Origin of the sequence: Tsuneonella rigui (assembly GCF_003958625.1) — a bacterium.
Taxonomy (GTDB): domain Bacteria; phylum Pseudomonadota; class Alphaproteobacteria; order Sphingomonadales; family Sphingomonadaceae; genus Tsuneonella; species Tsuneonella rigui.
This window is the reverse complement of the sequence record NZ_RSEL01000028.1, coordinates 167,501-190,967: the sequence shown is the minus strand read 5'-3', so window position 1 is coordinate 190,967 and position 23,467 is coordinate 167,501. Positions and strand designations below refer to the sequence as shown.

The window sequence follows — 23,467 nt, the reverse complement described above, 5'->3', positions numbered from 1 at the left end:
GCAATCTTAACCACCGCCGCCCTAGGGCTGGCGTCGATTGTGCGCCGCCGCTAGGTTGGCGCGATGGTGGCGCGAGGGGTTGAATGCACGAGCTGGTCGGCAGACGACCGCACCGGGAACCGGCGCGCGTGAGCAGGCCGAAGGTCCTGCTCGTGGTGGGCGGCGGCATTGCCGCATACAAATCGTGCGAGCTCGTGCGCCTGATCCGTCGTGGCGGAGGCGAGGTTACTTGCGTTCTCACCGAGGGTGGCAGCCAGTTCGTCACCCCGCTGGCGCTCGCCGCGCTCAGTGAGAACAAGGTCTATCAGAGCCTGTTCGACCTCAAGGACGAGGTCGAGATGGGTCACATCCAATTGAGCCGCGCGGCGGACCTAGTGGTGGTGTGCCCGGCGACGGCTGACCTGCTCGCCAAGATGGCTGCGGGAATCGCCGATGATCTCGCCACGACGCTGATCCTCGCGACCGACAAACCGGTGCTCGCGGTGCCGGCGATGAACGTTAAGATGTGGCTCCACGACGCCACTCGTCGCAACGTCGCCTGGCTGCGCGAGGCGGGGGTCGAGGTGATGGAGCCCGACGAAGGCCCGATGGCCTGTGGCGAATTTGGACCGGGCCGATTGCCCGATCCCGAAGTGGTGTGGGCGGAGATCGCCGCCCGCTTCGGCATTGCGGCCGATTGCGAGTCCGGCCTTGTCGAGGCGCTCGAGCCCGAAGCCGAGGTCGAAGGCGGTGGGCGGCTCGGCTCGCTGCTGTCGTCGCTGATCCCGCGCAAGACTGCGGCGCGCGCGCTGGATGAGGTGGAGTTCGACGAGGCGGACTACATCGACGAGCCCGTCATCGAGGAACCGCTCCCCGAGCCCGATCTTTCGGCCCCGATCATGGCGAAGAAGGGGAAGGCCAAAGCCGCTCCGCCGACCGATGCGGAGGCGCTCAATCATACCGTTGCTACAGGTGCGGGCGATCAATTGCCTGAGGTGCTGTCCGGTCAGCCCGACTTCGACGTCGACCCCGAGCACCGGCCGCTGTTCGGGCGCCACATCCTGGTCACCGCGGGCCCCACCCATGAGCCGATCGACCCGGTGCGCTACATCGCCAATCGCTCGAGCGGCAAGCAGGGTTTTGCGATCGCCGCCGCCGCAGCTGCGCTTGGCGCGCGGGTGACGCTGGTCGCGGGGCCGGTCACTCTTCCGACGCCGGCGGGGGTCGATCGCATCGATGTCGAATCGGCACGCGAGATGGCGGATGTGGTGAAGAAGACGCTGCCGGTCGATGCGGCGGTGATGGTCGCCGCGGTCGCCGACTGGCGCAGCAAGGAATACGCGGCAGAGAAGATGAAGAAGCGCGGCTCCGCCCCGCCGGCGCTGCTGCTCACCGAAAACCCCGACATCCTCGCGCAGGTATCGGCGGGCAAGCAGCGGCCCAAGCTACTGATCGGCTTCGCCGCCGAGACCGAGGACGTGGTCGAGAACGCCAAGGCCAAGCGCAAGCGCAAGGCGGCCGACTGGATCGTTGCCAACGATGTGTCAGGAGACGTGATGGGCGGGGATGCCAACGCGGTGCACATCGTCACCGGCGATGGGATCGAGGATCTGCCCGAGATGCCCAAGAACGAGGTGGCGATGGCGCTCGCCGAGCGGATCGCGCAAGCGCTCGACAAGGTCGATCCGCGCGATGAGTGACCCGGTCGCGGTGGAAGTCATGCGCCTGCCGCACGGCGAGGGACTGGCGCTTCCGGCGTATGCGACCGACGGCGCGGCGGGCATGGATGTCCTGTCTGCCGAAAGCGTGATCCTAGCACCCGGTGCCCGCCACCCTGTCGCCACCGGCCTGTCGCTGGCCATCCCGGCCGGGTACGAAGTGCAAGTTCGCCCACGCTCTGGCCTCGCGCTCAAGCACGGCATCAGCGTACCCAATTCGCCGGGAACGATCGACTCGGATTACCGGGGCGAGCTCAAGGTCATCCTCATCAACCACGGGAATGAACCGTTCGCGATCGAGCGCGGCGACCGGGTGGCGCAGCTCGTGCTCGCCCCGGTGGTCCGTGCGGCGTGGAGCGAAGTCTTGGCGCTGAGCGATACGGCGCGCGGCACAGGTGGCTTTGGCTCGACCGGAGGGCATGCAAAGCTGGTGCAGGAGTAACGGGCCATGGCGCTGATCTTCTATGCTGAGGACGATGCGCTGATGGGCGAGCTCGTCCAGGCGACGCTGATGGATGCCGGCCACGCGGTCGGCGTGCTCGGCGATGGCGAGGATGCTTTGCGTGCATTGCGCCGGCGCAAACCGAACCTGGCGATCGTCGATATGTCGATGCCGCAGATGGGCGGCTGCGAGCTGATCAAGATCGTCCGCCGCGATCCCGATCTCTACGATATCCCGATCCTTGTGCTCACCGCGCGGCGGTCCAAGGAGGACGAGGAAATCGCGCGGCAGGCCGGCGCCAACGGCTATCTGCGCAAGCCGTTCGAGCCCGAACGACTGGTCAGCATGGTCAACCAGCTGCTCGAGTGGGCGGAGAAGCGCAGCGCGCCCAAGCCGCCCGAAGAGCGTACCGTCTAGGCGCGTAAGGACTCGAGGCGCTGCAGGTAGCGCGCCACGGTATCGATCTCGAGATTGACCTCGCTCCCCTGCGCCAGCTCGCCCAGCGTGGTGACCTCGGCGGTGTGCGGGATGATGTTGAGCCCGAAGTGCGCCGAGCCGTTGGTCCGGTCCTCAACGCTATTCACCGTCAGCGACACGCCGTCGACCGTGATCGAGCCCTTGGCCGCGATGAAAGGGGCCAGCTCGCGCGGGGCGATGATCGTGACCCGCATCGAATCGCCCTCGGGTTCCCAGTCGGCGACAGTGCCGACCGCATCGACGTGGCCCGAGACGATGTGCCCGCCGAGCTCGTCGCCGACCTTGAGTGAGCCCTCGAGATTGATTTGAGCCCCTTCGCGCCACATGCCCTTCGCGGTGCGGCTGACCGTTTCGGCCGAGACATCGACCGCGAACCACGCGTCGCCCGGCTCGCCGCCGCGCTCGACCACAGTCAGGCACACCCCCGCGCAGGCGATCGAGGCGCCGATGGTGATCTTGGCCGGGTCCCACGGGCAGGAGATGCGCACTCGCAAGTCGCCGCGCTGCTCGACGCTTTCGATCGTGCCGATCGCGGTGACGATGCCGGTAAACATGTTGGCCTTCCCCTTAGCGCGTCCGGCGATAGGCGGCGAAGGTGTCGCTGCCAAGCTGCGCCTGTTCGGTGAGCTGCCAGCGGCCGTGCGCACTGGTGAGGTTGGTCAGTCCCAACGGGCCAACGGCTGGTAGCCCGTCACCGATGACGATGGGCGCGCGGTAGATTTCGAGCCGGTCGATCAGATCGGCAGCGAGGAACGCGGCGGCGGTCTCGGCACCACCTTCGATGTAGAGATATTGCACGCCCGCCATCCGCCTGATCTCGTCAGGTGAGCTGATCGCCTGCGCATTTGCCGGCTGTGCACCGCGGGTCAGCACCCACCGTTCTGGCGAGCGGTGCTCCAGTCCAGCCAAGCGCACATCGAGGCGCGGAGCATCCGAACGCCAGGTGCCGCCACCGACTAGGATCGCGTCGGCACGGGCGCGCCGGGCGTGCACGTGCGCGCGCGCTTCCGGCCCGGTAATCCACTGGCTGGTCCCGTCGGCGAGCGCGATGCAGCCGTCGAGCGACATAGCGAGCTTGAGCGTGACGTGCGGACGGCCGAACTGGGCGCGCGTAAGGTAGCCAGCCAGGCTCTCGCGCGCTGCCGGGCAGTCGACCAGCTCCGCCGCGATCCCGGCTTCGCGCAACCGATTGAGCCCATTGCCCGCCGTGCGCCGATCGGGGTCGAGCACGCCCGCGACGACCCGTTCGGGCCGCGCCGCAACCAGCAGGTCGGCGCAGGCTGGCCCGCGCTCGGAGCGGTGCGCGCAGGGTTCGAGGGAGACGTATACGGTCGCGCCGCAAGCCCTATCGCCCGCCGCCTGCAGTGCGGCTGCTTCGGCGTGGGGCCGGCCCCCGTCAGCGGTCCAGCCGCGTCCGACGACCACTCCGTCGCGCACGATCACACACCCGACTGAGGGGTTGGGACGCGTCAGCGGGCGGCCGCGCGCGGCCAGCCGCGCCGCTGCGCCGAGCCAATCGGCGTCAGTCGCGCTGGGCGGCAACCGCGGTGTCCGGCTTCTTGTCCTGCGCTTCCTCGCGCGCGATTTGACGCTCCATCGCGTCGACGTCGATGCCGGTCGCGCGGCCGAGCGCACGATAGGCGTCCTTCGCCTTCTCCTCGCGCGCCTTCTGATCGGCGCGCAGGCGGTCCTGTTCTTTCTGGTTCGCGAGGTTCGACGCAGCGATGTCCGCATCGCTGCGGCCTTGCTCGAAGGTCGAGATGTACGTCACTTCGGGCGGAGGCGGGGGAATGCGCACACGCTCGCGGGTGAACTGATAGACCAGCCCAGAGGTCATCAGCGCGGCGACCGCCAGCACTCCGATCCGGATTCGCACGTGCTCGGCGAGCACAGCTGCGAGGACTACGCCGCCGATGAGCGCGAGCACCGCGCCCACCAGCCAGTTCATCGACACGGCGTGATCGGTCAGCATGAACATCAGCGAGCCGGTCAACAGCGCCGAACCGCCGAGGACCGGCCAGCGATAGGGATTGGGCCGTTTGAACTCGGTCCAGAAATCGGCCAGCCCGGGGCCGGGATTGAGGCGCTGGATCATCCGCATGGCGGCAGTCTAGGGGCTTGAGGGCCGTTCGCCTAGCCGAAGCTGGCGTAGAGCGAGCGGCCGTGCGCCTTGATCCACGCATCGGCCTCCGCGACGTTGCCCTCGAACAATCGCGCCAGCTCGGCGTGAAAGGCTGGGCTGTGATCGAAGTGCCGGCAGTGCGCCACTTCGTGCGCCACGACCGAGCGGCGGACGTGGTCGGGTGCCTGGACCAGGCGCCAATTGATCCGGATCGTGCCGCTGGTCGAGCAACTGCCCCAACGCCGTTGCGCTCGGGTGAGCCGGAGCTGGGGAAGGGGAATGCCCGCGCACTCGGCGTAGTCGGCAAGGTCGGCGGTGAGCAGGCGCTGCGCCTCTCGTTCCAGCCACAGCTGCAGCCGCCGTGCGACGCGCTCCGATGGACCGCCGAGCACGATCCGATCTTCCATCAGGCGGGGAGTGCGCGCCGCATCCTCGCGCCAGTCGATCGCGAGCTCGCGTCCACGATAGAAGAGTGTGGCACCGGGCCCAGGTGCGCGGCGCTCGGGCACACGCGCCAATTGTTCGGCCAGCCACCCGGTGCGGGCATGGGCGAAGGCGAGCGCCTCCGCCTCGGGGCACCAGCGGGGCAGGGTCAGGCGCACCTCGCTGCCGTCGGGCGCGAGCCGCAGCGTCAGGCGGCGCGCGCGCGGATTGCGCCGGAGTGCGATCGGCAATTCACGGCCGGCTACGTCGATCGTCGGCGCGGCGCCGTCTCGCCGCAGCCACCCGATCACGCCGCGTATTCCTCGTCATCGTCCGCCGCGTCGGGCCAGTCGACAACGTGGTGTTCGAGCGGTCCCGCGACGGTCTCGCTAATGACCCGTCCGGCCACGCCCGGTCCTCGGGTGTGTACGGTCGTTCGGTCGCCCGACATCAAGTAGTGCCACTGCGGCAGCGGCTGGCCATCACCGCGCAAGCGATAGGCGCAGGTATCGGGCAGCCAGCTGACCTGGCGCACCAGCCGCGGCGTCAGGCGCAGGCAATCGGGCACGAACGCCTTACGGTGACGATAGTCGCTGCACTGCGCGGTGGTAGTATCGAGCAGCTTGCAGGCGACGTTGGTGTGCGCGACTTCGCCAGTATCCTCGTCCTCCAGCTTGTGGAGGCAGCAGCGGCCGCAGCCGTCGCACAGGCCCTCCCACTCGTCGCGCGTGAGATCGGCCAGCGGCAGCTCCCAGAACTTGTCTCTCAGCGCACCCATTTCGCCAGTTCCTCGGCCACCGCTGGCGCACCCTGATCGGTCGGCAGCGTGGCGAGCGGCTTGCCCTGCGGATCGAACAGGTAGGTGATCGCCGAGTGATCCATCAGGTAGCCGCCGTTCTCTTCCTTCCCTTTCGAGAAATAGACCTTGAACGCGGACGCGGCGGCCTTGAGCTGCTCGGGCGTTCCGCTCAAGCCGACCATCTTGGGATCGAACGCCGAGACGAACTGGCCCACGACCTTCGGAGTGTCGCGCTGGGAATCGACGCCGACGAATATCTGCTGGACCTTCGCGCCCAAGTCAGGGTGCGCCTTGCGGAACTCGCGCAGGCCTTGCGCCGTGCGCTGGACGTCGGTCGGGCAGATATCCGGGCAATAGGTATAGCCGAAATAGACCACCGCGTACTTGCCACGGAAGTCCTTCCAGTGCCGCGTCTGCCCGTGCTGGTCGGTCAGCGTGAACTCACCGCCGATCGCCGCGCCCGCGAGCGGCGGATCCTCCGCCGGCTGCGAAGATGCCTGGCAAGCACACAACAACAACGGGGCGAGCATTGCCGCTAGGCGGCGCGTGATACGGGGAGGCATGGCGCGGCGGTTCATGGTCTGCTAACCGGCTGGCGGCAAGTGCGCCGCGACGGGTTTCGCCGCGCACTGTAGATTTTCGCAGCAAGGGACTGAAAGATGCCGGGGGTCGTTTTCCGCAAATTCGCTCTTATCGCGGCTGGCTTCGCGTTCGCTGCCAGCCCGGCCGCGGCGCAGTACACCGACGGCTACAACTTCCTCAAAGCGGTCAAGGAGCGCGACGGGACCGAGGCGACCAAGTTCCTCAACGAGCCCGGCAGCGTGCTGGTCAACGCCAGCGACCAGACGACCGGCGAGACCGCGCTGCACATCGTGGTGCAGCGCCGGGACGAGCTGTGGACCAAGTTCCTGCTCGAAAAAGGCGCCAATCCCAATGCCGCCGACAAGCGAGGTGTGACCCCGCTGGGCCTTGCCGCGAGCCTTGGCTTCATCGAAGGCGTCGAGCAGCTGGTGAAGCGCGGCGCGCGGGTCGATGTACCCAATTCCGCGGGCGAGACACCGCTGATTTCGGCGGTTCACCGGCGTGATACTGCGATGATCCGGCTGCTCTTGAAGAACGGCGCCAGTCTCGACCGGACCGACAACTCTGGGCGCTCGGCGCGCGATTATGCCAAGCTGATGGGCAGCTCTTCCGTGGTCGCTGCTGAGATCGAGCGCGCGGAGGCCGAGCGCAAGGCATCGCCGGCACAGGAAACCTACGGCCCCGGCCTGTGAGCCTCGCCGCCGCCGACCTGACGCTCGACGAACTGCGGTTGGCGCTTGCCCCGGCGATCGCCGACGCGGCGGTGTTCGACGGCTGGAGCGATGCGGCGCTGGTGTCTGCCGCGCAGATGGACGGGGTCGATCCCGACGTCGCGCGGCTCGCCTATCCGGGCGAAGCGATGGACATGATCGCCGCGTGGATCGCCAGCGTCGATTTGGCGATGGCCGCGGCCCTGCCCGCCGAAAGCCTGGCCGCAATGAAGATCCGCGAGCGTATTCGCGCGCTGGTGTGGGCGCGGCTGGGCGCGATCGCGGGCCGCGAGGAGGCGCTGCGGCGGGCGATGGCGATCATGGCGATGCCGCAGAACGTCGTTCGCAGCGGCAAGCTCGGCTGGGCGAGCGCGGACGCGATGTGGCGCCTCGCGGGGGATACCGCGACCGATTACAACCACTTCACAAAGCGGGCGCTCCTCGCCAGCATCTACGCTGCAACGCTGGCGGTGTTTGTCGACGATGAGAGCGAGGGCAAGGCCGATACGGCCGCGTTCCTCGGTCGCCGGATCGAGAACGTGATGCAGTTCGAAAAGGTAAAGGCGCAGCTGCTGCGGCCGAGCGACGAACGTTTCAGCATGGCGCGTTTTCTGGGGCGGCTGCGGTACCCCGTTCGCTGAGACACTATTGCAAATCAGTTGCAATTAGCCGCCTCACTTCCTAGTCCACATCTATGACCCTCGAGGGACTCGAACGCGGCCATCGCGCGCGCATTGTCGCGGTGGACTGGAGCCGGCTGGCGCCCGAGGACGGCGTGCGCCTGCGCGCGCTCGGGCTCGACGCGGGGGCGCGGGTGGCGATCGCGCATCGCGGCGTGTTCGGCGGAAGTGATCCCGTGGCGGTGATGATCGGACGGATGACCGTCGCGGTCCGCCGGGTTCACGCCGCGGCGATGGAGGTCGAGCCCCTATGAGACATCAAGCGTGAGCCGGCTGCGGACCGCCGCGCTGGTCGGCAACCCCAACGCCGGCAAGAGCGCGCTGTTCAATGCGCTCACCGGCGCGCGGCAGAAAATCGCTAACTATCCGGGGGTTACCGTTGAGCGCAAGGCGGGGCGACTGACGCTGCCGAGCGGTGAACCGGTCGAGCTGATCGATCTCCCTGGCGCCTATTCGTTCGAGCCGTCGAGCCCGGATGAGGAAGTGACCCGCAAGGTCGTCCACGGCGAGTTCGCGGGCGAGGCGGTGCCCGAGGTGCTGATCGTCGTCCTCGATGCGGCCAATCTCGAGCAACACCTTGTTTTCGCGCAGGAAGTCATCGCTCTAGGGCGACCGACGGTGGTTGCGCTCAACATGATCGACCTTGCCGAGCGCGATGGGCTGACGCTCGACGCTGAAGCCTTGGCGCAAGGGATGGGCGTGCCGGTGATTCCCACCGTGGCGGTGCGGCGGCGCGGGCTCGAGCAGCTCATCGCGGCAATTGGGACCGCGCAAGTCACCGCACAAGAGGTTCAACCTCACCCACAGGCGCAGCGGACCCTGGCTGAACGCCGTTTCACCGCCGCGAACATCGCTCATGGCGCGATCCTCTCCGAGACCGCGCAACACCGGCTCCATGCTGGACTCGACAAAGTCCTACTCCATCCCTGGATGGGGCCGCTGATCCTGTTCGGCTTCCTGTTCGTGATGTTCCAGGCGGTGTTCGCCTGGGCAACTCCGTTTGCCGACGCGCTGGAAGCGCTGGCGGGCATGATGGCGGACGCGATCAACAACAACATGGGACCGAGCTTCGTCCGCGACCTGCTGACCCAAGGGGTGATCGCCGGGGTCGGCTCGGTCGTCGTGTTCCTGCCGCAGATCGTGATCCTGTTCGCCTTTATCCTCGCGATGGAAGCCTCGGGCTATATGGCGCGCGCGGCGTTCCTGATGGACCGGATGATGCAGGGCGTGGGCCTGTCGGGTCGCAGCTTTATCCCGCTGCTCTCCAGCTTCGCCTGCGCCATTCCCGGGATCATGGCGACCCGCTCGATCAGCGACCCCAAGGACCGTCTGACCACGATCCTGATCGCGCCGCTGATGACCTGCAGCGCGCGGCTGCCGGTCTATGCGGTGATCATCTCTGCCTTCATCCCACACCGCACGGTCGGCCCGGGCATCGGACTGCAGGGACTCGTAATGTTCGGGCTCTACGTCGCCGGGATTGTCGGCGCGATGGCAGCGGCGCTGGTGCTGCGGCAAACTGTGACCAAGGGCGCTGCCTCGGGCTTCATCATGGAGCTGCCGCGCTACCAGATGCCGCTGTTCAAGGACCTCGCGATCGGCCTGTGGCAGCGGGCGTGGATCTTCCTGCGCCGCGCGGGCACGATCATCTTCACGGTGACCGTGGTGCTGTGGCTGCTGCTGAGCTTCCCCCGCGCCGCGCCGGGCGAGAGCCAGGTCGAGGCGTCGATCGCCGGCCAGCTCAGCAAGGGGCTAGCGGTGGTGGTCGAACCGATCGGCTTCAACCGCGAAATCGCGCTGGCGCTGATCCCGGCGATGGCCGCGCGCGAGGTGGCGGTCTCCAGCCTCGCGACCACCTACGCCGTCGACGCGACCGACGAGGATGCCGCCGCGCAAGGGCTCGCCAGCCAGCTTTCGGCCAAATGGAGCCTGCCGACCGCGCTCGCTTTCCTCGCGTGGTTCGTGTTCGCGCCGCAGTGCCTCAGCACCATCGCGGTCACGCGGCGCGAAACAAACGGTTGGAAGTGGCCGCTCTTCATGTTGGCATACCTGTTCGGGCTCGCCTATCTCTTCGCGGGAATCACCTATTGGAGCGCGGTCGCGCTCGGGCTTTAGCGAAGGGAAGCGAACGAATGGCGGGCAGCCTCAACAAGGTCATGTTGATCGGCAACCTGGGGGCGGACCCCGAGGTCAAGAGCTTCCAGAACGGCGGGCGCATCTGCAACCTGCGCATCGCCACGTCCGAGAACTGGAAGGACAAGAACACCGGCGAGCGCAAGGAGCGGACCGAGTGGCACACCGTGGTGCTGCAGTCGGACGGCCTCGTCGGGGTGGCCGAGCGCTACCTGCGCAAGGGCAGCAAGGTGTACATCGAAGGGTCCTTGCGCACCCGCAAGTGGCAGGACCAGTCGGGTAACGACCGCTACTCGACCGAGATCTCGGTCGGCGGCCCCGGCGCGGTGATGACCATGCTCGACGGCGCCCAGGGCGGCGGCGGCGGTGGCGGAGGCCAGCGCGGCGGCGGCGACTGGAGCTCGGATAGCAATCGCGGTTCGGGCGGTGGTTCTGGCGGCGGCTGGAACCAGGGCGGCCAGAGCGGCGGCGGTTCCGGCGGCGGCTCGAACTACGACGATCTCGACGACGACATCCCGTTCTGAGGAACCCCAAAAAGGTATTACTTTTTGGGGACCCCGAGATTCAGTTCGGCTTGAGCCCCCGCAGTAGTTCAGCAAGCGGCCCTTCGCTTTCACCCTCCTGCACGATGCCCGCTTCCTTCCGCGCCGCATCGGCATTCGGCCCTTCGGCATAGGGATCAATCGCCAGGCCGAGCGTCTGTGCGACGGCCTCGCCGAGATCGAAGGCGTCGCCGGTGAACTCGATCTCGTCGGGCTCATCGCCCGGCAGCTCGGCTTCCTCATCGGGATCGACCTGCCGCGCTTCGGGGACGAAGCGCAGCGCGATCGGCTCCTCGATGCGGACGGGAAACTCCTCTTCCGACACTGCGCACAGCTGGACGAGCTGCGCGATCATCGTCCCGGTCGCATCGACCGCGGCGCCATCGGCCACCAGCGCCACTTCAGCGTGGAGCGACTCGATCCGCACGACATCGAACCGGCGGGCGAGCGCCGCGCACTCGGCTTCGTTGGCCTCGATGCTCGCCTCTTGCGGCGGGAGCGGCCGGGCGCGGATCATGCGGGAGAATTCGGGGGTCATGGCGCGATCGCCCCCTCCAGCAATTGCGCGTCGCTGGTGCGCGCCAGACGGCCGGCCCACGCTGTCAGGCCGCCGGTGATCGTCTCAGCATCGGCCTCAGAGCGAAGGGTGAAGTTGCGCCGCACTGCGTCGGCCAGCGCATCGTCACCACCGGCCAGTCCTTCGCGGTAGCCTGCCAGTCGTCCGCCCATCGCACCGACCAGCTTGCCGACGTGCTTGCCGACCACCGGATCGCCGACGCCGAATTCGCGCAACTGGCCATCCATGTCGGCGACGAACAGCTCGGTCAGCATCACCGACGGGACCGCCAGCTCTTCGTTCGCCTCCATTCGCACCAGCACGACCGACAGCACCGCGGTGATCATATCGAAGCGTCCAGCTACGCTGTCGGTGGCACCCAACCTCGCATACCATTCTGGCCGCCGCGCCTCGTCGACGACCGCTTGCCACAGGGGGCGCACGGCCTCGCGCGGGTCGGGCTTGGGCGTGAAGATACGTTGCAGCAGGCTCATGCGCTGCCATGTCGCGCGCATTCAGCGGCAATTCAAGCGGCTGCGCACAGGCGGGCAGCTCCCGCGATTGCAAGCGGCCCGGCGCGGCCCTAAGGCGTGCGCGACGACGATACGAAGGATTGCGCGAATGAAGGCTGTTCGGTTCCTGGGCGCGGGCGCGCTGCTGGCGATGACGCTGGCGGCGGGCGGATGCGCTTCGATCAAGGAGCACCGCGGGTTCATCGTCGATCCCACGTTGACCGCCTCGATCCAGCCGGGCATCGACAACAAGCAGTCGGTCCAGGGCACGCTTGGCCACCCGAGTTTCGAAAGCCAGTTCGGCCAGCCGACCTGGTACTATGTCTCGAGCACCACCGGGCGGCGGCCGTTCGTCAACCCGCGGATCCGCGAGCACCAGGTGCTGGCGATCCAGTTCGATCCCGCCGGCAACGTCGCCAGCGTGGAACGGACCGGGCTCGACAAGGTCGTGTTCCTTTCGCCCGACGGCGACAAGACCCCGACGCTGGGCCGCGAGCGCGGATTCTTCGAGGACCTGTTCGGCAACATCGGCGCGGTCGGCGCGCCGGGCGTGGGTGCTCCGGGCGGCGGCAACACCGGCCCCTGACGCTCTCCTGAGCTTGTCGAAGGATTGAAGCCTTCGCGGCGCGTCCCATATCGCGCGGCATGGACGAGAGACATTCTGCAGGCCGCGATTCTTGGGGCCTGACTCCGTGGCATGGCACCACCATCATCGGCGTGAAGCGCGGCGACCGCACGGTTGTCGCGGGCGACGGCCAGGTGTCGATGGGCAACACGGTGATGAAGCCGAACGCGCGCAAGGTGCGCCGGATCGGCAAGGACGGCTCCGTCGTGGCGGGATTCGCCGGCGCGACCGCCGACGCCTTCACCCTGTTCGAGCGACTGGAGAAGAAGCTGGAGCAGTACAGCGGCCAGCTCATGCGCGCCGCGGTGGAACTCGCGAAGGACTGGCGGACCGACAAATACCTGCGCAACCTCGAAGCGCTGATGATCGTCGCCGACAAGGACGCGCTCCTGGTATTGACCGGCAATGGCGATGTGCTCGAGCCCGAAGGCGGCATCGCCGCGATCGGCAGCGGCGGCAACTACGCGCTCGCCGCGGCGCGGGCGCTGTCCGACTACGAGGATGATCCGGAAAAGATCGCCCGCCGCGCGATGGCGGTGGCCGCCGAAGTCTGCGTGTTCACCAACGACCGCGTGACGGTGGAAACCATCGGCTAAGCGTCCGGCGGCTAGGCCGTGGCGGCGTACGACCTGCGCTGCTAACGTCGCGCGATGCCGGCGAGCGAAACCCCCCGCGTTGCCGCCATCCAGGCGCTGAGGGGGCTGGCTGCGCTGACCGTCGCGGCGGTCCACTTCGTCTCTGGCTTCCTGCATTACATCGACGGCCGTACCTTCATCCCCGTGGGGCTGAGCGAACAGACGGCCTCGGCTGCGGTTGCGCTGTTCTTCATGATCTCGGGCTGCGTGATGGTGCTTTCGACGCGTATGCTGTTCGGCAGCTGGCGCGGGGCGGGCACGTTCTGGCGGCGGCGGCTGGTACGCGTGGTGCCGCCGTACTGGATCGCCAGCGGCCTGTTTGCGCTCGTCGCGCTGTGGACCGGCTTGCCGTTCGAGTGGACCGGTTTCTGGCACTCGCTCGTCTTCTGGATCCGCCCGGCGGCAGGCGCCAGCTCGGTGCCATTCAGCCTGTTCCTGTGGCCCGGCTGGACGCTGTTCTACGAGCTCATGTTCTACGCGCTGTTCGGCGCGGCGCTGGTGCTGGGGCAGCGCCGCGCGGTGATCGCGGCGACCCTCGTCATCGTTGTCGCGGTGATGGCGGGCCAGATCGCGCCGCCTGACACGCTGTTCCTCTTCGCGATCACGCGGCCCGTCGCGCTGCTGTTCATCCCGGGCATGCTCTTCGGCATCTGGTTGAGCGCGCGGCGGACCGTGCCCGCCGCGCTGCGCTGGCTGGCGCTGGCCGGCGTGCCGTTCGCGTTTGCGCTTCTGCCGGCGCCGTCGCCGGACGCTCCGCTGGGTTTCGGCTACGTTGCGTGGGCGGGGTTGCCTGCGCTGCTGGTCATGGTCGCCGCGGTGGGCGGGCCGCTCAGGCTGGCCGGCGTCCGCGCCGCGACGGTCATGGGCGATGCCAGTTATGCGATCTACCTGCTCCACGTGCCCTTTGCCCACGCCTTCATGGAAGTGTTCAACCGCGACCTGTCCCACCCCGGCGGATCGCTCGCGGGCCTCGTCATCGGCCTGCCGCTGCTGATCGCGCTGTCGGCCGCGTTCTACCATGCCGTCGAGCGTCCGCTGACTGCCAGGTTGAACCACTTGGGCGGCGATCACCGGCCGGCCCGGGCCGATCTGCCGCACACCCTCGCGCCTTGAACCTTTCGCCGGGGCACCCAATTTCTCGCCCATGACGGGACTTCAAGCGGACAACCTTACTCCCAAGGCGATCGTGCGCGCGCTCGACGAGCACATCATCGGCCAAGCGGAGGCCAAGCGCGCGGTGGCGGTGGCCTTGCGCAACCGCTGGCGCCGCCAACGCCTCTCGCCCGAGCTGCGCGATGAGGTCAGCCCCAAGAACATCCTGATGATCGGGCCGACCGGCTGCGGCAAGACCGAGATCAGCCGGCGCCTGGCGAAGCTCGCCGAAGCGCCGTTCGTGAAGGTCGAGGCGACCAAGTTCACCGAGGTCGGCTACGTCGGCCGCGACGTCGAGCAGATCGCCCGCGACCTGGTCGAGGAAGCGATCCGGCTGGAGAAAGACCGCCGCCGCGAGGCGGTGCGCGAGGCCGCCTCGAAGGCGGCGATGGACCGGCTCTTGAAGGCGCTGGTCGGCGAAAACGCCAGCGAGGCGACTCGCGAAAGCTTCCGCCAGCGCGTGACCCAGAACGCGATGAACGACGTCGAGGTGGAGATCGAGGTCGAGGAAGCGGCAGCGATGCCGTTCGACCTTGGCGGGATGGGCGGCAACGTCGGCATGATCAACCTCTCCGACATGTTCGGCAAGGCGATGGGCAAGCAGAACCTCAAGCGCCGCAAGATGAAAGTCCCCGACGCGTGGGACAAGCTGGTCGACGAGGAAGCCGAAAAGCGGATGGACCAGGACGACGTGGCCCGCGTCGCGCTCGCCAACGCCGAGAGCAACGGGATCGTCTTCCTCGACGAGATCGACAAGATCGCGGTTTCCGACGTGCGCGGCGGCTCGGTCAGCCGCGAGGGCGTCCAGCGCGACCTGCTGCCGCTGATCGAGGGCACCACGGTCTCGACCAAGTACGGGCCGATGAAGACCGACCACGTGCTCTTCATCGCGAGCGGCGCGTTCCATGTCGCCAAGCCGAGCGACATGTTGCCCGAGCTCCAGGGCCGCCTGCCGATCCGGGTCGAGCTGCAGTCGCTGACCGAGGAGGACTTCGTCCGTATCCTCAGCGAAACGCGGGCGAACCTGGTGGCGCAGTACAAGGCGCTGCTCGGCACCGAGAACGTCACGCTGGAGCTGGGCGACGACGCGGTACGCGAAATCGCCCGCATCGCCGCGCAGGTGAACGAGAGCGTCGAGAACATCGGTGCCCGCCGCCTGCAGACCGTGATGGAAAAGCTGCTCGAGGAATTGAGCTTCGAGGCCGAAGACCGCACCGGTGAGACGGTGACGATCGATGCCGCTTATGTCCAGGCGCGCCTCGGCACGCTGGCCGGCGACAGCGACCTGTCGAAGTATATCCTCTAGTCGAGCGCCTTGGCGACGCCGGGGTCCATCGCCACTTCCTCCTTGGGCGGCAGGGGCGCGTCGTCTTCGGCGTTCTCGCGGTGGAGCATGCGGCGGTAGAAACCGCGCGCGAGGAGCGCCACGATCGCGGCGCCGAAGCAGAACGCCGCGTTGAGCAGCCAGAAGTTGGGCGCGGACATCTGTTCGTAGAGGCTGCCCATGCGGCCGCTGATGAGGCTCCCCGCCGAGACTGCCAGTGAGTTGATGCCCACCAACGTACCGCGCCAGGTGGCCGGTGCGCGCGTCGCATAGAGCGCCAGCATGACCGGCGCGAACCACACCGCGCCAAAGTTCGACAGCACGTGGAACAGGACCGGCAGCAGCAAGGGGCCGCGTCCGCTTGCGCCCGCCAGCATCGGCCCGGTCGCGAGGAGCGCAACGGCGAGGCCGAACAGCGCGAGGCCGAAGGCGAGCTTGCCGAACTCGTCGGGCTCGCGGCCTTTCTTCGCCATGCTGGCCCAGATCCATAAGGTGATGGGGGTGAAGAATGCCGGTGCCAGCCCGTCGAGCGACTGCAGCCACGGGACCGGCACCGCGAAGCTGCCGACGGTCATGTCGATATTGTCGCGCACCCACACGTTGTAGACGTTCCAGATCTGCGCCTGCGCGGTCCAGAACGCGACGCTGATCGGGAACAGCGCGAACAGGCCGAGCACCCGGCGCTTCTGGCCGGCGGTGAGCGCCTCGCGTGGAGCGGCCGGCTCGTCCGCAAGGGTCCGACCCCCGTCGGCGGGGAGGTGGCGCGAGCCGACGAGGTAAATGATCAGGCCGATCAGCATGCCGATGCCAGCAACCCCGAAGCCCAGGTGCCAGCCATAGACCGCCGCCACCGCCCCGGTGACGATCGGCGCGATGAAGGCGCCGAAGTTGACCGCGAAATAGTAGTACTGGAACGCGTTGGTCTCACGCGGGTCGCCGTCGGGGTAGAGCGACTTGATCTGCGGGCTGAGATTGCCGCGCAGCATGCCGGCGCCGGTCATCAGGAACAGCAGCGCGAACAGGAAGGTGGCGTCGAACGCCATGAAGAAGTGGCCCGCGGTCATCATCGCCGCGCCCAGGCCCACCGCGATCTTGCGGCCGGTGAACTTGTCGCCGATCCATCCTCCCAGAAGGGGCAGCCCGGTGACGAACGCGAGGTAGAAGCCGAACGTCTGGGTCGCCAGCGCCACGTCGGTCAGCGGGCCGGTCATGCTCTCGACCGCGCTGCGATAGGCCCCGAAACCGATAATCTTGGCCATCCGTTCCGGATGCACCAGCAGGTCGCCGGTCATGTAGAGCACCAGCATCGCCTGCATTCCGTGGAAAGAGATGCGGTCCCACAACTCGGTGCCGGCGAGGACCCAAAGTCCCTTGGGCTGGCCGAACAGGTCCCCGGTCGGCGCGCGCGGCGCCGCTTCCAGCGTGGTGGCCATCGGCGGTACTCTCCCCAGTGAGCGCCGCTTTGCGCGGCCCGGCCGCGGGATGCGCTCCTGCCAATCGATGTGCAAGCCGTCCTGCCCCGCTCGCACGCCCCTTGCCGAGCCGGGTGCGCCGTTCGTCGAGCGGCCCGGTTGCGCCGGGCGCTAACCATCCTCTAGCGTGCGGCCTTTGTTTCCTGGGGGACGCTCACACCATGTATCGTGCCATTCTCGCCGCCGGCAGCGCGCTTGCCGTGCTTGCCGCCGCCTCGCCCGCCCTCGCCAAGGACGCCGCCGCGCCCGCCGCGATCTCCGCGCCCAAGATCGAATATACGCAATGGACGCTGCCCAACGGTTTGCGGGTGATCGCGTTGCCCGATCCGAGCACCGCCTCAATCACCACCTCGATGTGGTACGAGGTCGGATCGAAGCACGATCCGGAAGGCCGCAGCGGCTTCGCCCACCTGTTCGAGCACATCCTCAGCCGCAAGACGGTCAACATGCCGTACAACCAGGTCAACCGGTTGACCGAGGATGTCGGCGGCACCCGCAACGCCTCGACCGGCGACGACCGCACCAACTACTTCGAGACCGTACCTGCGCAGTATCTCGAGACCATGCTGTGGACTCATGCCGAGCGCATGGCACGCCCCGTGGTCGACGACGAGGTGTTCGAGAAGGAACGCTCGATCGTGAAGGAGGAGCTGCGCCAGCGCGTGCTCGCCCCGCCGTATGGCCGCATCCGCCTGCTGCTGGCCGAGAACGGCTACGACGTGCTGCCCGAGCGCCGGTCGGGCATCGGCAGCATCGAGCAGCTCAATGCCGCGACGCTGGCCGACGCGCGCGCATTCCACGAAGCCTACTACGGTCCCGACACCGCGACGCTGATCGTCGCGGGCAACTTCGACATGGCGAACCTCAAGGCGCTGGTGTCGAAGTACTTCGCCCCGATTCCGCGCCGCGCCAATGCGATCCCGCTGACGGTCGAGGGCAAGGAGCCGCAGCGCACCACTCCGCGGGAGATCGTCGCCACCGCGCCCAACGTCCCACTGCCGGTGGTCGGATCGCTGTGGAAGGTGCCGGGCACCGGCCATCCCGACACCGCCGCGCTCGAGGTGCTCGATGCGGTGCTGTCGGCCGGCGACAACAGCCGGCTGCACGAGGCGCTGATCCGCTCGGGCAAGGCGGTCGACGTCAGCGAATACCTCAATACCGCCGAGGAGGGCGGTTATTTCGCCGCGTTCGGCATCCTCAATCCGACTGCCGACAAGGCCGAAGTGGCCGGCATCCTCGACCGTGAGTTCGCCCGCGTGCGCGATCAGCAGATCACTCCGGCCGAGCTTGCCGAAGCCAAGAACACGCTGTTCGCATCCGCGCTGCGTGGCCGTGAGACGGTGCGTGGCCGTGCGTTCGAGCTCGGCGAGGCGCTGGTCTCGACCGGCGACCCCAATGCCGCCGACGTGCGTCTGGAGCGAATCGGCAAGGTGACCGCGGCGGACGTCCAGCGCGTCGCGCGGACCTATCTCGGTGCCAACTCGGTGGTCGATTTCCGCTACGAGGCCGGCGAGGACAATCCGGCGACCTATGCCAACCCGGTGCCGATGCCGACCTTCAAGAGCGTGCCGGACGCTCAGGGCACACCCAACGCGTTGGCCGATGAAGCCGTCCGCCAGCCCGCGCCAGCCCCGGCCGAACCGCCGAAAGTCGAACTAGCCAAGCTCGTCGAGAGCAAGCTGTCGAACGGCATCCCGCTGGTCGCGGCGCAGACCGGCCAGGTGCCCATCTCGACCATCACCGTCGTCCTCCCGGGCGGCAGTGCGACCGATCCTGCGGGCAAGGCGGGCCTCGCCTCGCTCGCGGCGACCGTGGCCGACAAGGGCACGCCGACGCGCAGCGCGCAAGCGATCGCGCAGACGCTGGAGAGCCTCGGCGCCTCGCTTAACACAGGAACCGCGAACGACGGCTCCTACGTCAGCCTGACCGCGCCGACCGCCAACCTGCCGGCGGCAGGCGAAGTGCTGGCGGACGTGATCCGCAACGCCAGCTTCCCGGCGGACGAGCTCGAGCGTGAGCGCAAGCGGACGATCGACAGCCTGCAGGTCGCATTGAAGGACCCGGGCTCCATCGCCGGCCTAGTCGCGACGCGCGTGCTCTATGGCGATGCGCCCTATGGCGGGGTCGCCACCGTCGCGACGCTGCCGACGATCGCGCAGGCCGATCTCGTCGCCTGGCGCAACCAGTGGTGGCATCCGGCGACCGCCAAGATCGTCGTCAGCGGCGGCATCGCGCCGGACCAGGCGAAGGCGGTGACCGAAAAGCTGTTCGGCAATTGGACCAGCACCGCCCCCGCGCCGGTCGCGGTCGTCCATCCGGCGGGCGAGGCCCAGCCGGTGCGCACGATCGTGATCGACATGCCCGAAGCCGGCCAGGCCGCGGTGATCGCCGGGGTGCGCGCGGTCTCGCGCAGCAGCGAAGATTATTGGCCGCTGATGGTCGCCAATGCGGTCCTCGGCGCCGGTTCCAACGGCCGCCTGTTCGAGGAAGTGCGGACCAAGCGCGGGCTCAGCTATGGCTCGTACAGCGGCTTCGGCGCCACCGCCGACGCCTCGATCCTGACCGCCAGCGCGCAGACCAAGAACGAGACTGCCGACGAAGTGGCGCAGGTGATCCTCGACCAGTTCGCCGGTCTCGCGACCGCGCCGCTCGACGAAGCTTCGGTGCAGAAGCGCCGCTTGTTCTTGGGCGGCTCGACCGAGCGCGCGCTGGAGACGAGCTCGGGCTTCAACGGCATCGTCGCCAACCTGTTGCTGCAGGGCCTGCCGCCGAGCGAATCCGGCAAGGTCGCGCAGCACCTTGCAGCGGTCTCGCCCGACATCGCCAAGGCGGTTGCGGCCAAGCTGGTCACCCCGCAGCAGGCTTCGCTGATCGTGGTCGGCAACGCCGCGCAGTTCCTCGACGATCTCAAGAAGGTCCGACCGGACGTGACGGTGATCAAGGCGAGCGATCTCGACTTGGACAGCCCGACGCTGGTGGCGAGCGGCGGCTGATCGGCGCTTGCCTCGACCGGGGCCGCAGCTAAGCTCGCGGCCCCGGACAGAGGAGATGACTATGGCGAGCGGAGGATGTCACTGCGGCGCGGTGCGCTACGCGATCGACGCGGAGATGCATCACAACGCCGTGTGCCATTGCAACGATTGCCGGCGGAGCAGCGGGGCGATCATGGTGCCCTGGGCGGCGTTTCCCAAGGATGCCCTGCGCGTCGAAAGCGGTTCGCCGACGGTCTACCATTCGTCCGAGCACGGCGAGCGGCACTTCTGCGGCCAGTGCGGCACGGGCCTGTTCTACTTCAACGAGCAGGTCCTGCCCGGCATCGTCGATGTTCAGGCGGTCACGCTGGACGACGCGGCCGAGCGCGCCCCGCAGGTGCATATCCAGGTGGCCGACAGCCTGCCGTGGGAAGCTTCGCTCGACCAGTTGCCGCGCTTCGACCGCTATCCGGGGTAGCCCCTCCATACCCTACTCCGTCGCCCCGGGCTTGACCCGGGGCCGTGCTGCCTTCTGCGACGTTGGCAAAAGAAGCACCGACCCCGGGTCAAGCCCGGGGTGACGCGATTTGGAGAGGGTGGGCGGAGGGCGGCTACTCCGCCGCTTCGCTGAGATTCTCGCTCTCGGACTGCTGGCGGGCCCACATCTCGGCATAAAGGCCATCCCTCCGCAGTAGCGCGGCGTGGCTGCCTTGCTCGGCGAGGCGGCCGTGATCGAGCACCAGGATCTCGTCTGCGTCGGCGATGGTCGACAGGCGATGCGCGATGCTGAGCGAAGTGCGGTGCTCGCTCACCCGGTGCAGCGTGGCGAGAATGTCCTGCTCGGTGCGCGAATCGAGCGCGCTGGTCGCCTCGTCGAGCAGCAGGATCGGCGGGTCCTTGACCAGCGTGCGGGCGATGGCGACGCGCTGCTTCTCGCCGCCCGACAGCTTGAGGCCGCGCTCGCCGACCTCGGTCTCGAAGCCATGCGGCAGGCGCTCGATGAAGGGCAGGATCGCCGCGCCTTGCGCGCCGCGCACGATGTCGTCGTGCGTGGCTCCGTTGCGGCCATAGGCGATGTTGTAACCGATTGTGTCGTTGAACAGCACGCTGTCCTGCGGGACGATGCCGATCGCGGCGCGTAAGGATTCCTGCGTCACCTGGGCGATGTCCTGCCCGTCGATCAGGATACGGCCCGACCAGGGGTCGTAGAAACGGAACAGCAGCCGCGCGATGGTGCTCTTGCCCGCGCCCGATGGGCCGACGATCGCGACCTGCGCGCCGGCGGGCACCTCGAAGCTCAGGCCGTGGAGGATCGTGCGCTCGGGCTCGTAGCCGAACACTACATTGTCGAACGCGACAGTCGGCTTGCGGATCACCAGCGCGGGCGCGCCCGGAGCGTCGGCGACCTCGACCTCGGTGTCGATCAGCTTGAACATCGCCGCCATGTCGATCAGCCCCTGGCGGATCGTGCGATAGACCATGCCGAGCATGTCGAGCGGGCGGAAGAGCTGGGTGAGGTAGGTCTGCACCGCGACAAGGTCGCCGACCGAGAGCTTGCCCTTGCTCCACTGCCAGACGGTGAAACCCAGCGCGAACAGCATCAGCGCGTTCATGATCAGCGCCTGGGTGATGTTGAGCAGGCCGAGCGAGTTCTCGCTCTTGATCGCGGCTTCGGCGTAGGCACCCGCCGCGCGGCCATAACGGTCGCGCTCGCGGCCTTCGGCACCGAAGTATTTCACCGTCTCGTAATTGAGCAGCGAATCGACCGCGCGGGCGAGGGCGGTGCCGTCGAGGTCGTTCATCTGTTTGCGCAGCGCGGTGCGCCACTCGGTGATCGCGCGGGTGGCGAAGATGTAGATCGCTACCGTGATCGCGGTCGCGATCACCAGTTCTCCGCCGAACAGGGTATAGAAGATGACCGCGACCGCGATCAGTTCGATGATCGTCGGCGCGATGTTGAAGAGCAGGAAATAGAGCATCGCGTCGATGCTCTTGGTCCCGCGCTCGATCGTCTTGGTGACCTCGCCGGTGCGGCGGCCAAGGTGGAAGCGCAAGGATAGCTCGTGCAGGCGAGCGAAGGTGTCTTCGGCGAGGTGCTGGGTCGCTTCCTGTCCGACCCGCTCGAACACGATGTTGCGCGTGTTGTCGAACGCGGTGCCCATGAAGCGGGCGGCGACGAACGCGATTACGAAACTCAGCGCGACCCACAACTGCGGGTTGCCTCCGGCGGCCATGGTGTCGACGATCCGCTTCATCGCCAGCGGCGTCACCAGCGTGATCGCCTTGGCCAGCAGGACGAGCACCATCGCACCGACGATCCGCAGGCGCAGGTCCTTGCGGTCGTGCGGCCAGAGGTAAGGAAGGAAGCGCCTGAGCGTCGCCCACCCGTCGTATTCCATTGTCTTGTCGGTCGGCATTTGCGGCGGCATCGCGGGTGATGTGGGTCGGGCGTGCCGGTTAGGCAATGCCGGGTAGGTCAGCTCTGGCCGGGCCAGCGCTCCGATCCGGGCGGCAGGTCGAACAATACGGTGCGCTCGGCGAAGTCGATCGCGACGCGGTCGAATGAGCGCAGGTCGGTGATCCCCAACACCATCGCCGGCTTGTGGGCGAGGCCCAGCGCGGCGAACGCGGGCGCGTCGGAATAGGCGATTCCCAGGCCGCTCAGGCGCATGCGGCCTATCTCGACCGTTCGCGCGAAGCCGAGCGGACTGGTAATCGTGGCGCCCGTGACATCGGTCGTCGTAACCTCGGTGGCATGTCGGGTGCGTAGACGCCGCTGCAGCGCCAGGTTGCCCATCGATCCCTGCGCGCCGGTGTCGATGATCACCGAAGTGCGGACTCCGTCGACCAAAGCATCGGTGATGATCAGCCGGCCGAGCTTGCGGCGTGCGCGAACGATGATCTCGTAGCCGTCGTTGCCGCCCAGGTCGCGCGCGTCATCGACCGCGATGCTTTGGGCACGGAAGTCGATCAACACGCGCAGGTTCTGCAATGAGTCCAGACCCAGGATGCCGTCCGCGCCGATGTGCTGAGCCTCCAGCAGCGGGGCGTGGATCGCGTCGAATACGCGCGCGGCGAACTCGAGTCCGTCAAGCTGCACCACCTCGACATCGCGGCTCGCCGCCATCCCGACCAGAGTCGCCCGGCCGAGCGAGGGCAACGCGAGTCGGTCGCGCAACCCGCGCGTGACGACGGTCGCCTGCGCGCCCGTATCGATCATGAAGCGGAACGGGCCCTGGCCCTCGATGGTCACCGGCACGGTCATGCGGTCGTAGCGGTCGGTCGCGCCGTCGACGATCTCGGGGGCGGAAGGGTCGGCCTGAAGCGGCGCGGCATCCTGCGCGAGCGCCGGCGCAGCGGACGCGAGTAGGATGGTAGCGGCGGTGTTCAGATAGCCCATCTCGGCTCTCCCGCCGTGATGATACCACGGGATGGGCCGCCCGTCGCGGCCTTTAGGCGGGCGCGATCTCGCGCCGCAGGATGAAGCCGACGATCTCCCCCACCGCCTCGCGCGCGACCAGCAGCAGCGCGGCAAGATAGGCCGCCGCCCCGGTTGAGGCGAGCAGCGCCAGCTCGGCAGCTGCGGGCAGCGGCGGGAGGATCGCACGCAGG

Annotated in this window: 26 protein-coding genes (1 of these 26 only partly in view); 14 read left to right on the top strand and 12 right to left on the bottom strand. The window is 67.9% G+C overall.

Features of this window, described 5'->3' with window-relative positions; genetic code table 11:
• Nucleotides 1–83 precede the first annotated feature (83 nt).
• The 3 genes from ELY12_RS12445 to ELY12_RS12435 are packed head-to-tail and all read left to right on the top strand — an operon-like array spanning nucleotide 84 to nucleotide 2,556.
• Entirely contained in the window at nucleotides 84–1,679 is a 1,596-nt protein-coding gene (locus ELY12_RS12445; RefSeq protein WP_126177022.1) for a bifunctional phosphopantothenoylcysteine decarboxylase/phosphopantothenate synthase, read from the top strand.
• Nucleotides 1,672–2,139 carry a dUTP diphosphatase gene (gene dut, locus ELY12_RS12440; RefSeq protein WP_126177021.1) on the top strand — a complete coding sequence of 156 codons (468 nt, stop codon included), beginning with the start codon at nucleotides 1,672–1,674 and terminating at the stop codon, nucleotides 2,137–2,139. The genes ELY12_RS12445 and dut overlap by 8 nt, the downstream gene beginning before the upstream one ends.
• Before the next feature lie 6 nt (nucleotides 2,140–2,145).
• Nucleotides 2,146–2,556: a response regulator gene (locus ELY12_RS12435; RefSeq protein ID WP_126177020.1), complete on the top strand. Its 411-nt coding sequence runs from the start codon at nucleotides 2,146–2,148 to the stop codon at nucleotides 2,554–2,556.
• Here the strand turns inward: ELY12_RS12435 and ELY12_RS12430 are convergent.
• Genes ELY12_RS12430 through ELY12_RS12410 form a run of 6 tightly spaced genes read right to left on the bottom strand, consistent with a single transcriptional unit; the run spans nucleotide 2,553 to nucleotide 6,523 of the window.
• Nucleotides 2,553–3,170, bottom strand: a complete 618-nt coding sequence (locus ELY12_RS12430) for a riboflavin synthase (protein WP_126177019.1) — start codon at nucleotides 3,168–3,170, stop codon at nucleotides 2,553–2,555. The two genes, ELY12_RS12435 and ELY12_RS12430, sit on opposite strands and share 4 nt — an antisense overlap.
• Nucleotides 3,171–3,183: 13 nt before the next feature.
• Nucleotides 3,184–4,158: a bifunctional diaminohydroxyphosphoribosylaminopyrimidine deaminase/5-amino-6-(5-phosphoribosylamino)uracil reductase RibD gene (ribD, locus tag ELY12_RS12425; protein WP_241229853.1), complete on the bottom strand. Its 975-nt coding sequence runs from the start codon at nucleotides 4,156–4,158 to the stop codon at nucleotides 3,184–3,186.
• Nucleotides 4,139–4,711, bottom strand: coding sequence for a hypothetical protein (locus tag ELY12_RS14530; protein ID WP_241229852.1), 573 nt, complete (start codon nucleotides 4,709–4,711; stop codon nucleotides 4,139–4,141). The genes ribD and ELY12_RS14530 overlap by 20 nt, the downstream gene beginning before the upstream one ends.
• 38 nt (nucleotides 4,712–4,749) lie before the next feature.
• Nucleotides 4,750–5,472, bottom strand: coding sequence for a M48 family metallopeptidase (locus tag ELY12_RS12420; protein ID WP_126177017.1), 723 nt, complete (start codon nucleotides 5,470–5,472; stop codon nucleotides 4,750–4,752).
• Nucleotides 5,469–5,939 carry a YcgN family cysteine cluster protein gene (locus ELY12_RS12415; protein WP_126177016.1) on the bottom strand — a complete coding sequence of 157 codons (471 nt, stop codon included), beginning with the start codon at nucleotides 5,937–5,939 and terminating at the stop codon, nucleotides 5,469–5,471. The genes ELY12_RS12420 and ELY12_RS12415 overlap by 4 nt, the downstream gene beginning before the upstream one ends.
• Nucleotides 5,927–6,523, bottom strand: a complete 597-nt coding sequence (locus ELY12_RS12410; protein WP_241229851.1) for an SCO family protein — start codon at nucleotides 6,521–6,523, stop codon at nucleotides 5,927–5,929. The genes ELY12_RS12415 and ELY12_RS12410 overlap by 13 nt, the downstream gene beginning before the upstream one ends.
• Before the next feature lie 96 nt (nucleotides 6,524–6,619).
• On the opposite strand from ELY12_RS12410, the gene ELY12_RS12405 reads away from it, so the two are divergent.
• The 5 genes from ELY12_RS12405 to ssb are packed head-to-tail and all read left to right on the top strand — an operon-like array spanning nucleotide 6,620 to nucleotide 10,589.
• Nucleotides 6,620–7,234, top strand: a complete 615-nt coding sequence (locus ELY12_RS12405; RefSeq protein WP_126177014.1) for an ankyrin repeat domain-containing protein — start codon at nucleotides 6,620–6,622, stop codon at nucleotides 7,232–7,234.
• A complete protein-coding gene (locus ELY12_RS12400; protein WP_126177013.1) occupies nucleotides 7,231–7,893 on the top strand; it encodes a COQ9 family protein in 663 nt (220 codons plus the stop codon). The genes ELY12_RS12405 and ELY12_RS12400 overlap by 4 nt, the downstream gene beginning before the upstream one ends.
• Before the next feature lie 53 nt (nucleotides 7,894–7,946).
• Nucleotides 7,947–8,186: a FeoA family protein gene (locus ELY12_RS12395; RefSeq protein ID WP_126177012.1), complete on the top strand. Its 240-nt coding sequence runs from the start codon at nucleotides 7,947–7,949 to the stop codon at nucleotides 8,184–8,186.
• 10 nt (nucleotides 8,187–8,196) lie between these two features.
• Entirely contained in the window at nucleotides 8,197–10,047 is a 1,851-nt protein-coding gene (gene feoB, locus ELY12_RS12390; protein WP_126177011.1) for a ferrous iron transporter B, read from the top strand.
• Between the two features lie 17 nt (nucleotides 10,048–10,064).
• Entirely contained in the window at nucleotides 10,065–10,589 is a 525-nt protein-coding gene (gene ssb, locus ELY12_RS12385) for a single-stranded DNA-binding protein (RefSeq protein ID WP_126177010.1), read from the top strand.
• 40 nt (nucleotides 10,590–10,629) lie between these two features.
• Here ssb and ELY12_RS12380 read toward each other — a convergent pair whose 3' ends face one another.
• The gene (locus tag ELY12_RS12380; protein ID WP_126177009.1) at nucleotides 10,630–11,145 is read right to left on the bottom strand and encodes a YceD family protein; all 516 of its coding nucleotides are present in this window, start codon (nucleotides 11,143–11,145) and stop codon (nucleotides 10,630–10,632) included.
• Nucleotides 11,142–11,657, bottom strand: a complete 516-nt coding sequence (locus tag ELY12_RS12375; RefSeq protein WP_126177008.1) for a ubiquinol-cytochrome C chaperone family protein — start codon at nucleotides 11,655–11,657, stop codon at nucleotides 11,142–11,144. Before ELY12_RS12375 ends, ELY12_RS12380 begins: the two co-directional genes overlap by 4 nt.
• Nucleotides 11,658–11,784: 127 nt before the next feature.
• Between ELY12_RS12375 and ELY12_RS12370 the strand changes: the two genes are divergently transcribed.
• From ELY12_RS12370 to hslU, 4 genes are read left to right on the top strand one after another with little or no spacing between them, the layout of a single operon-like run.
• A complete protein-coding gene (locus ELY12_RS12370; protein WP_164549502.1) occupies nucleotides 11,785–12,261 on the top strand; it encodes an outer membrane protein assembly factor BamE in 477 nt (158 codons plus the stop codon).
• 59 nt (nucleotides 12,262–12,320) lie between these two features.
• The gene (gene hslV, locus ELY12_RS12365; RefSeq protein WP_126177007.1) at nucleotides 12,321–12,896 is read left to right on the top strand and encodes an ATP-dependent protease subunit HslV; all 576 of its coding nucleotides are present in this window, start codon (nucleotides 12,321–12,323) and stop codon (nucleotides 12,894–12,896) included.
• Between the two features lie 54 nt (nucleotides 12,897–12,950).
• Nucleotides 12,951–14,048, top strand: coding sequence for an acyltransferase family protein (locus ELY12_RS12360; RefSeq protein WP_126177006.1), 1,098 nt, complete (start codon nucleotides 12,951–12,953; stop codon nucleotides 14,046–14,048).
• Nucleotides 14,049–14,079: 31 nt separating this feature from the next.
• Entirely contained in the window at nucleotides 14,080–15,393 is a 1,314-nt protein-coding gene (hslU, locus tag ELY12_RS12355; protein ID WP_126177005.1) for an ATP-dependent protease ATPase subunit HslU, read from the top strand.
• Here the strand turns inward: hslU and ELY12_RS12350 are convergent.
• Nucleotides 15,390–16,844: a peptide MFS transporter gene (locus ELY12_RS12350; RefSeq protein WP_126177004.1), complete on the bottom strand. Its 1,455-nt coding sequence runs from the start codon at nucleotides 16,842–16,844 to the stop codon at nucleotides 15,390–15,392. The genes hslU and ELY12_RS12350 overlap by 4 nt on opposite strands.
• Nucleotides 16,845–17,044: 200 nt before the next feature.
• Between ELY12_RS12350 and ELY12_RS12345 the strand changes: the two genes are divergently transcribed.
• Nucleotides 17,045–19,876 carry a M16 family metallopeptidase gene (locus tag ELY12_RS12345; protein WP_126177003.1) on the top strand — a complete coding sequence of 944 codons (2,832 nt, stop codon included), beginning with the start codon at nucleotides 17,045–17,047 and terminating at the stop codon, nucleotides 19,874–19,876.
• A 61-nt stretch (nucleotides 19,877–19,937) separates the two neighbouring features.
• On the top strand, nucleotides 19,938–20,333 hold the full coding sequence (locus ELY12_RS12340) for a GFA family protein (protein ID WP_126177002.1): 396 nt from the start codon (nucleotides 19,938–19,940) through the stop codon (nucleotides 20,331–20,333).
• A gap of 133 nt (nucleotides 20,334–20,466) precedes the next feature.
• On the opposite strand, the gene ELY12_RS12335 is transcribed toward ELY12_RS12340, so the two are convergent.
• The 3 genes in view from ELY12_RS12335 to ELY12_RS12325 are tightly spaced (at most 52 nt apart) and all read right to left on the bottom strand, a layout consistent with a single transcriptional unit that may run on beyond the window.
• Nucleotides 20,467–22,284, bottom strand: coding sequence for an ABCB family ABC transporter ATP-binding protein/permease (locus ELY12_RS12335; RefSeq protein WP_126177001.1), 1,818 nt, complete (start codon nucleotides 22,282–22,284; stop codon nucleotides 20,467–20,469).
• 47 nt (nucleotides 22,285–22,331) lie between these two features.
• A complete protein-coding gene (locus ELY12_RS12330) occupies nucleotides 22,332–23,255 on the bottom strand; it encodes an aspartyl protease family protein (protein WP_126177000.1) in 924 nt (307 codons plus the stop codon).
• 52 nt (nucleotides 23,256–23,307) lie between these two features.
• On the bottom strand, nucleotides 23,308–23,467 hold the 3' portion of the coding sequence (locus tag ELY12_RS12325) for a lipopolysaccharide biosynthesis protein (RefSeq protein ID WP_241229850.1). Its footprint extends 1,337 nt past the window's final position; only the last 160 of its 1,497 coding nucleotides appear in the window; its start codon lies off the right edge, out of view; it ends in the stop codon at nucleotides 23,308–23,310.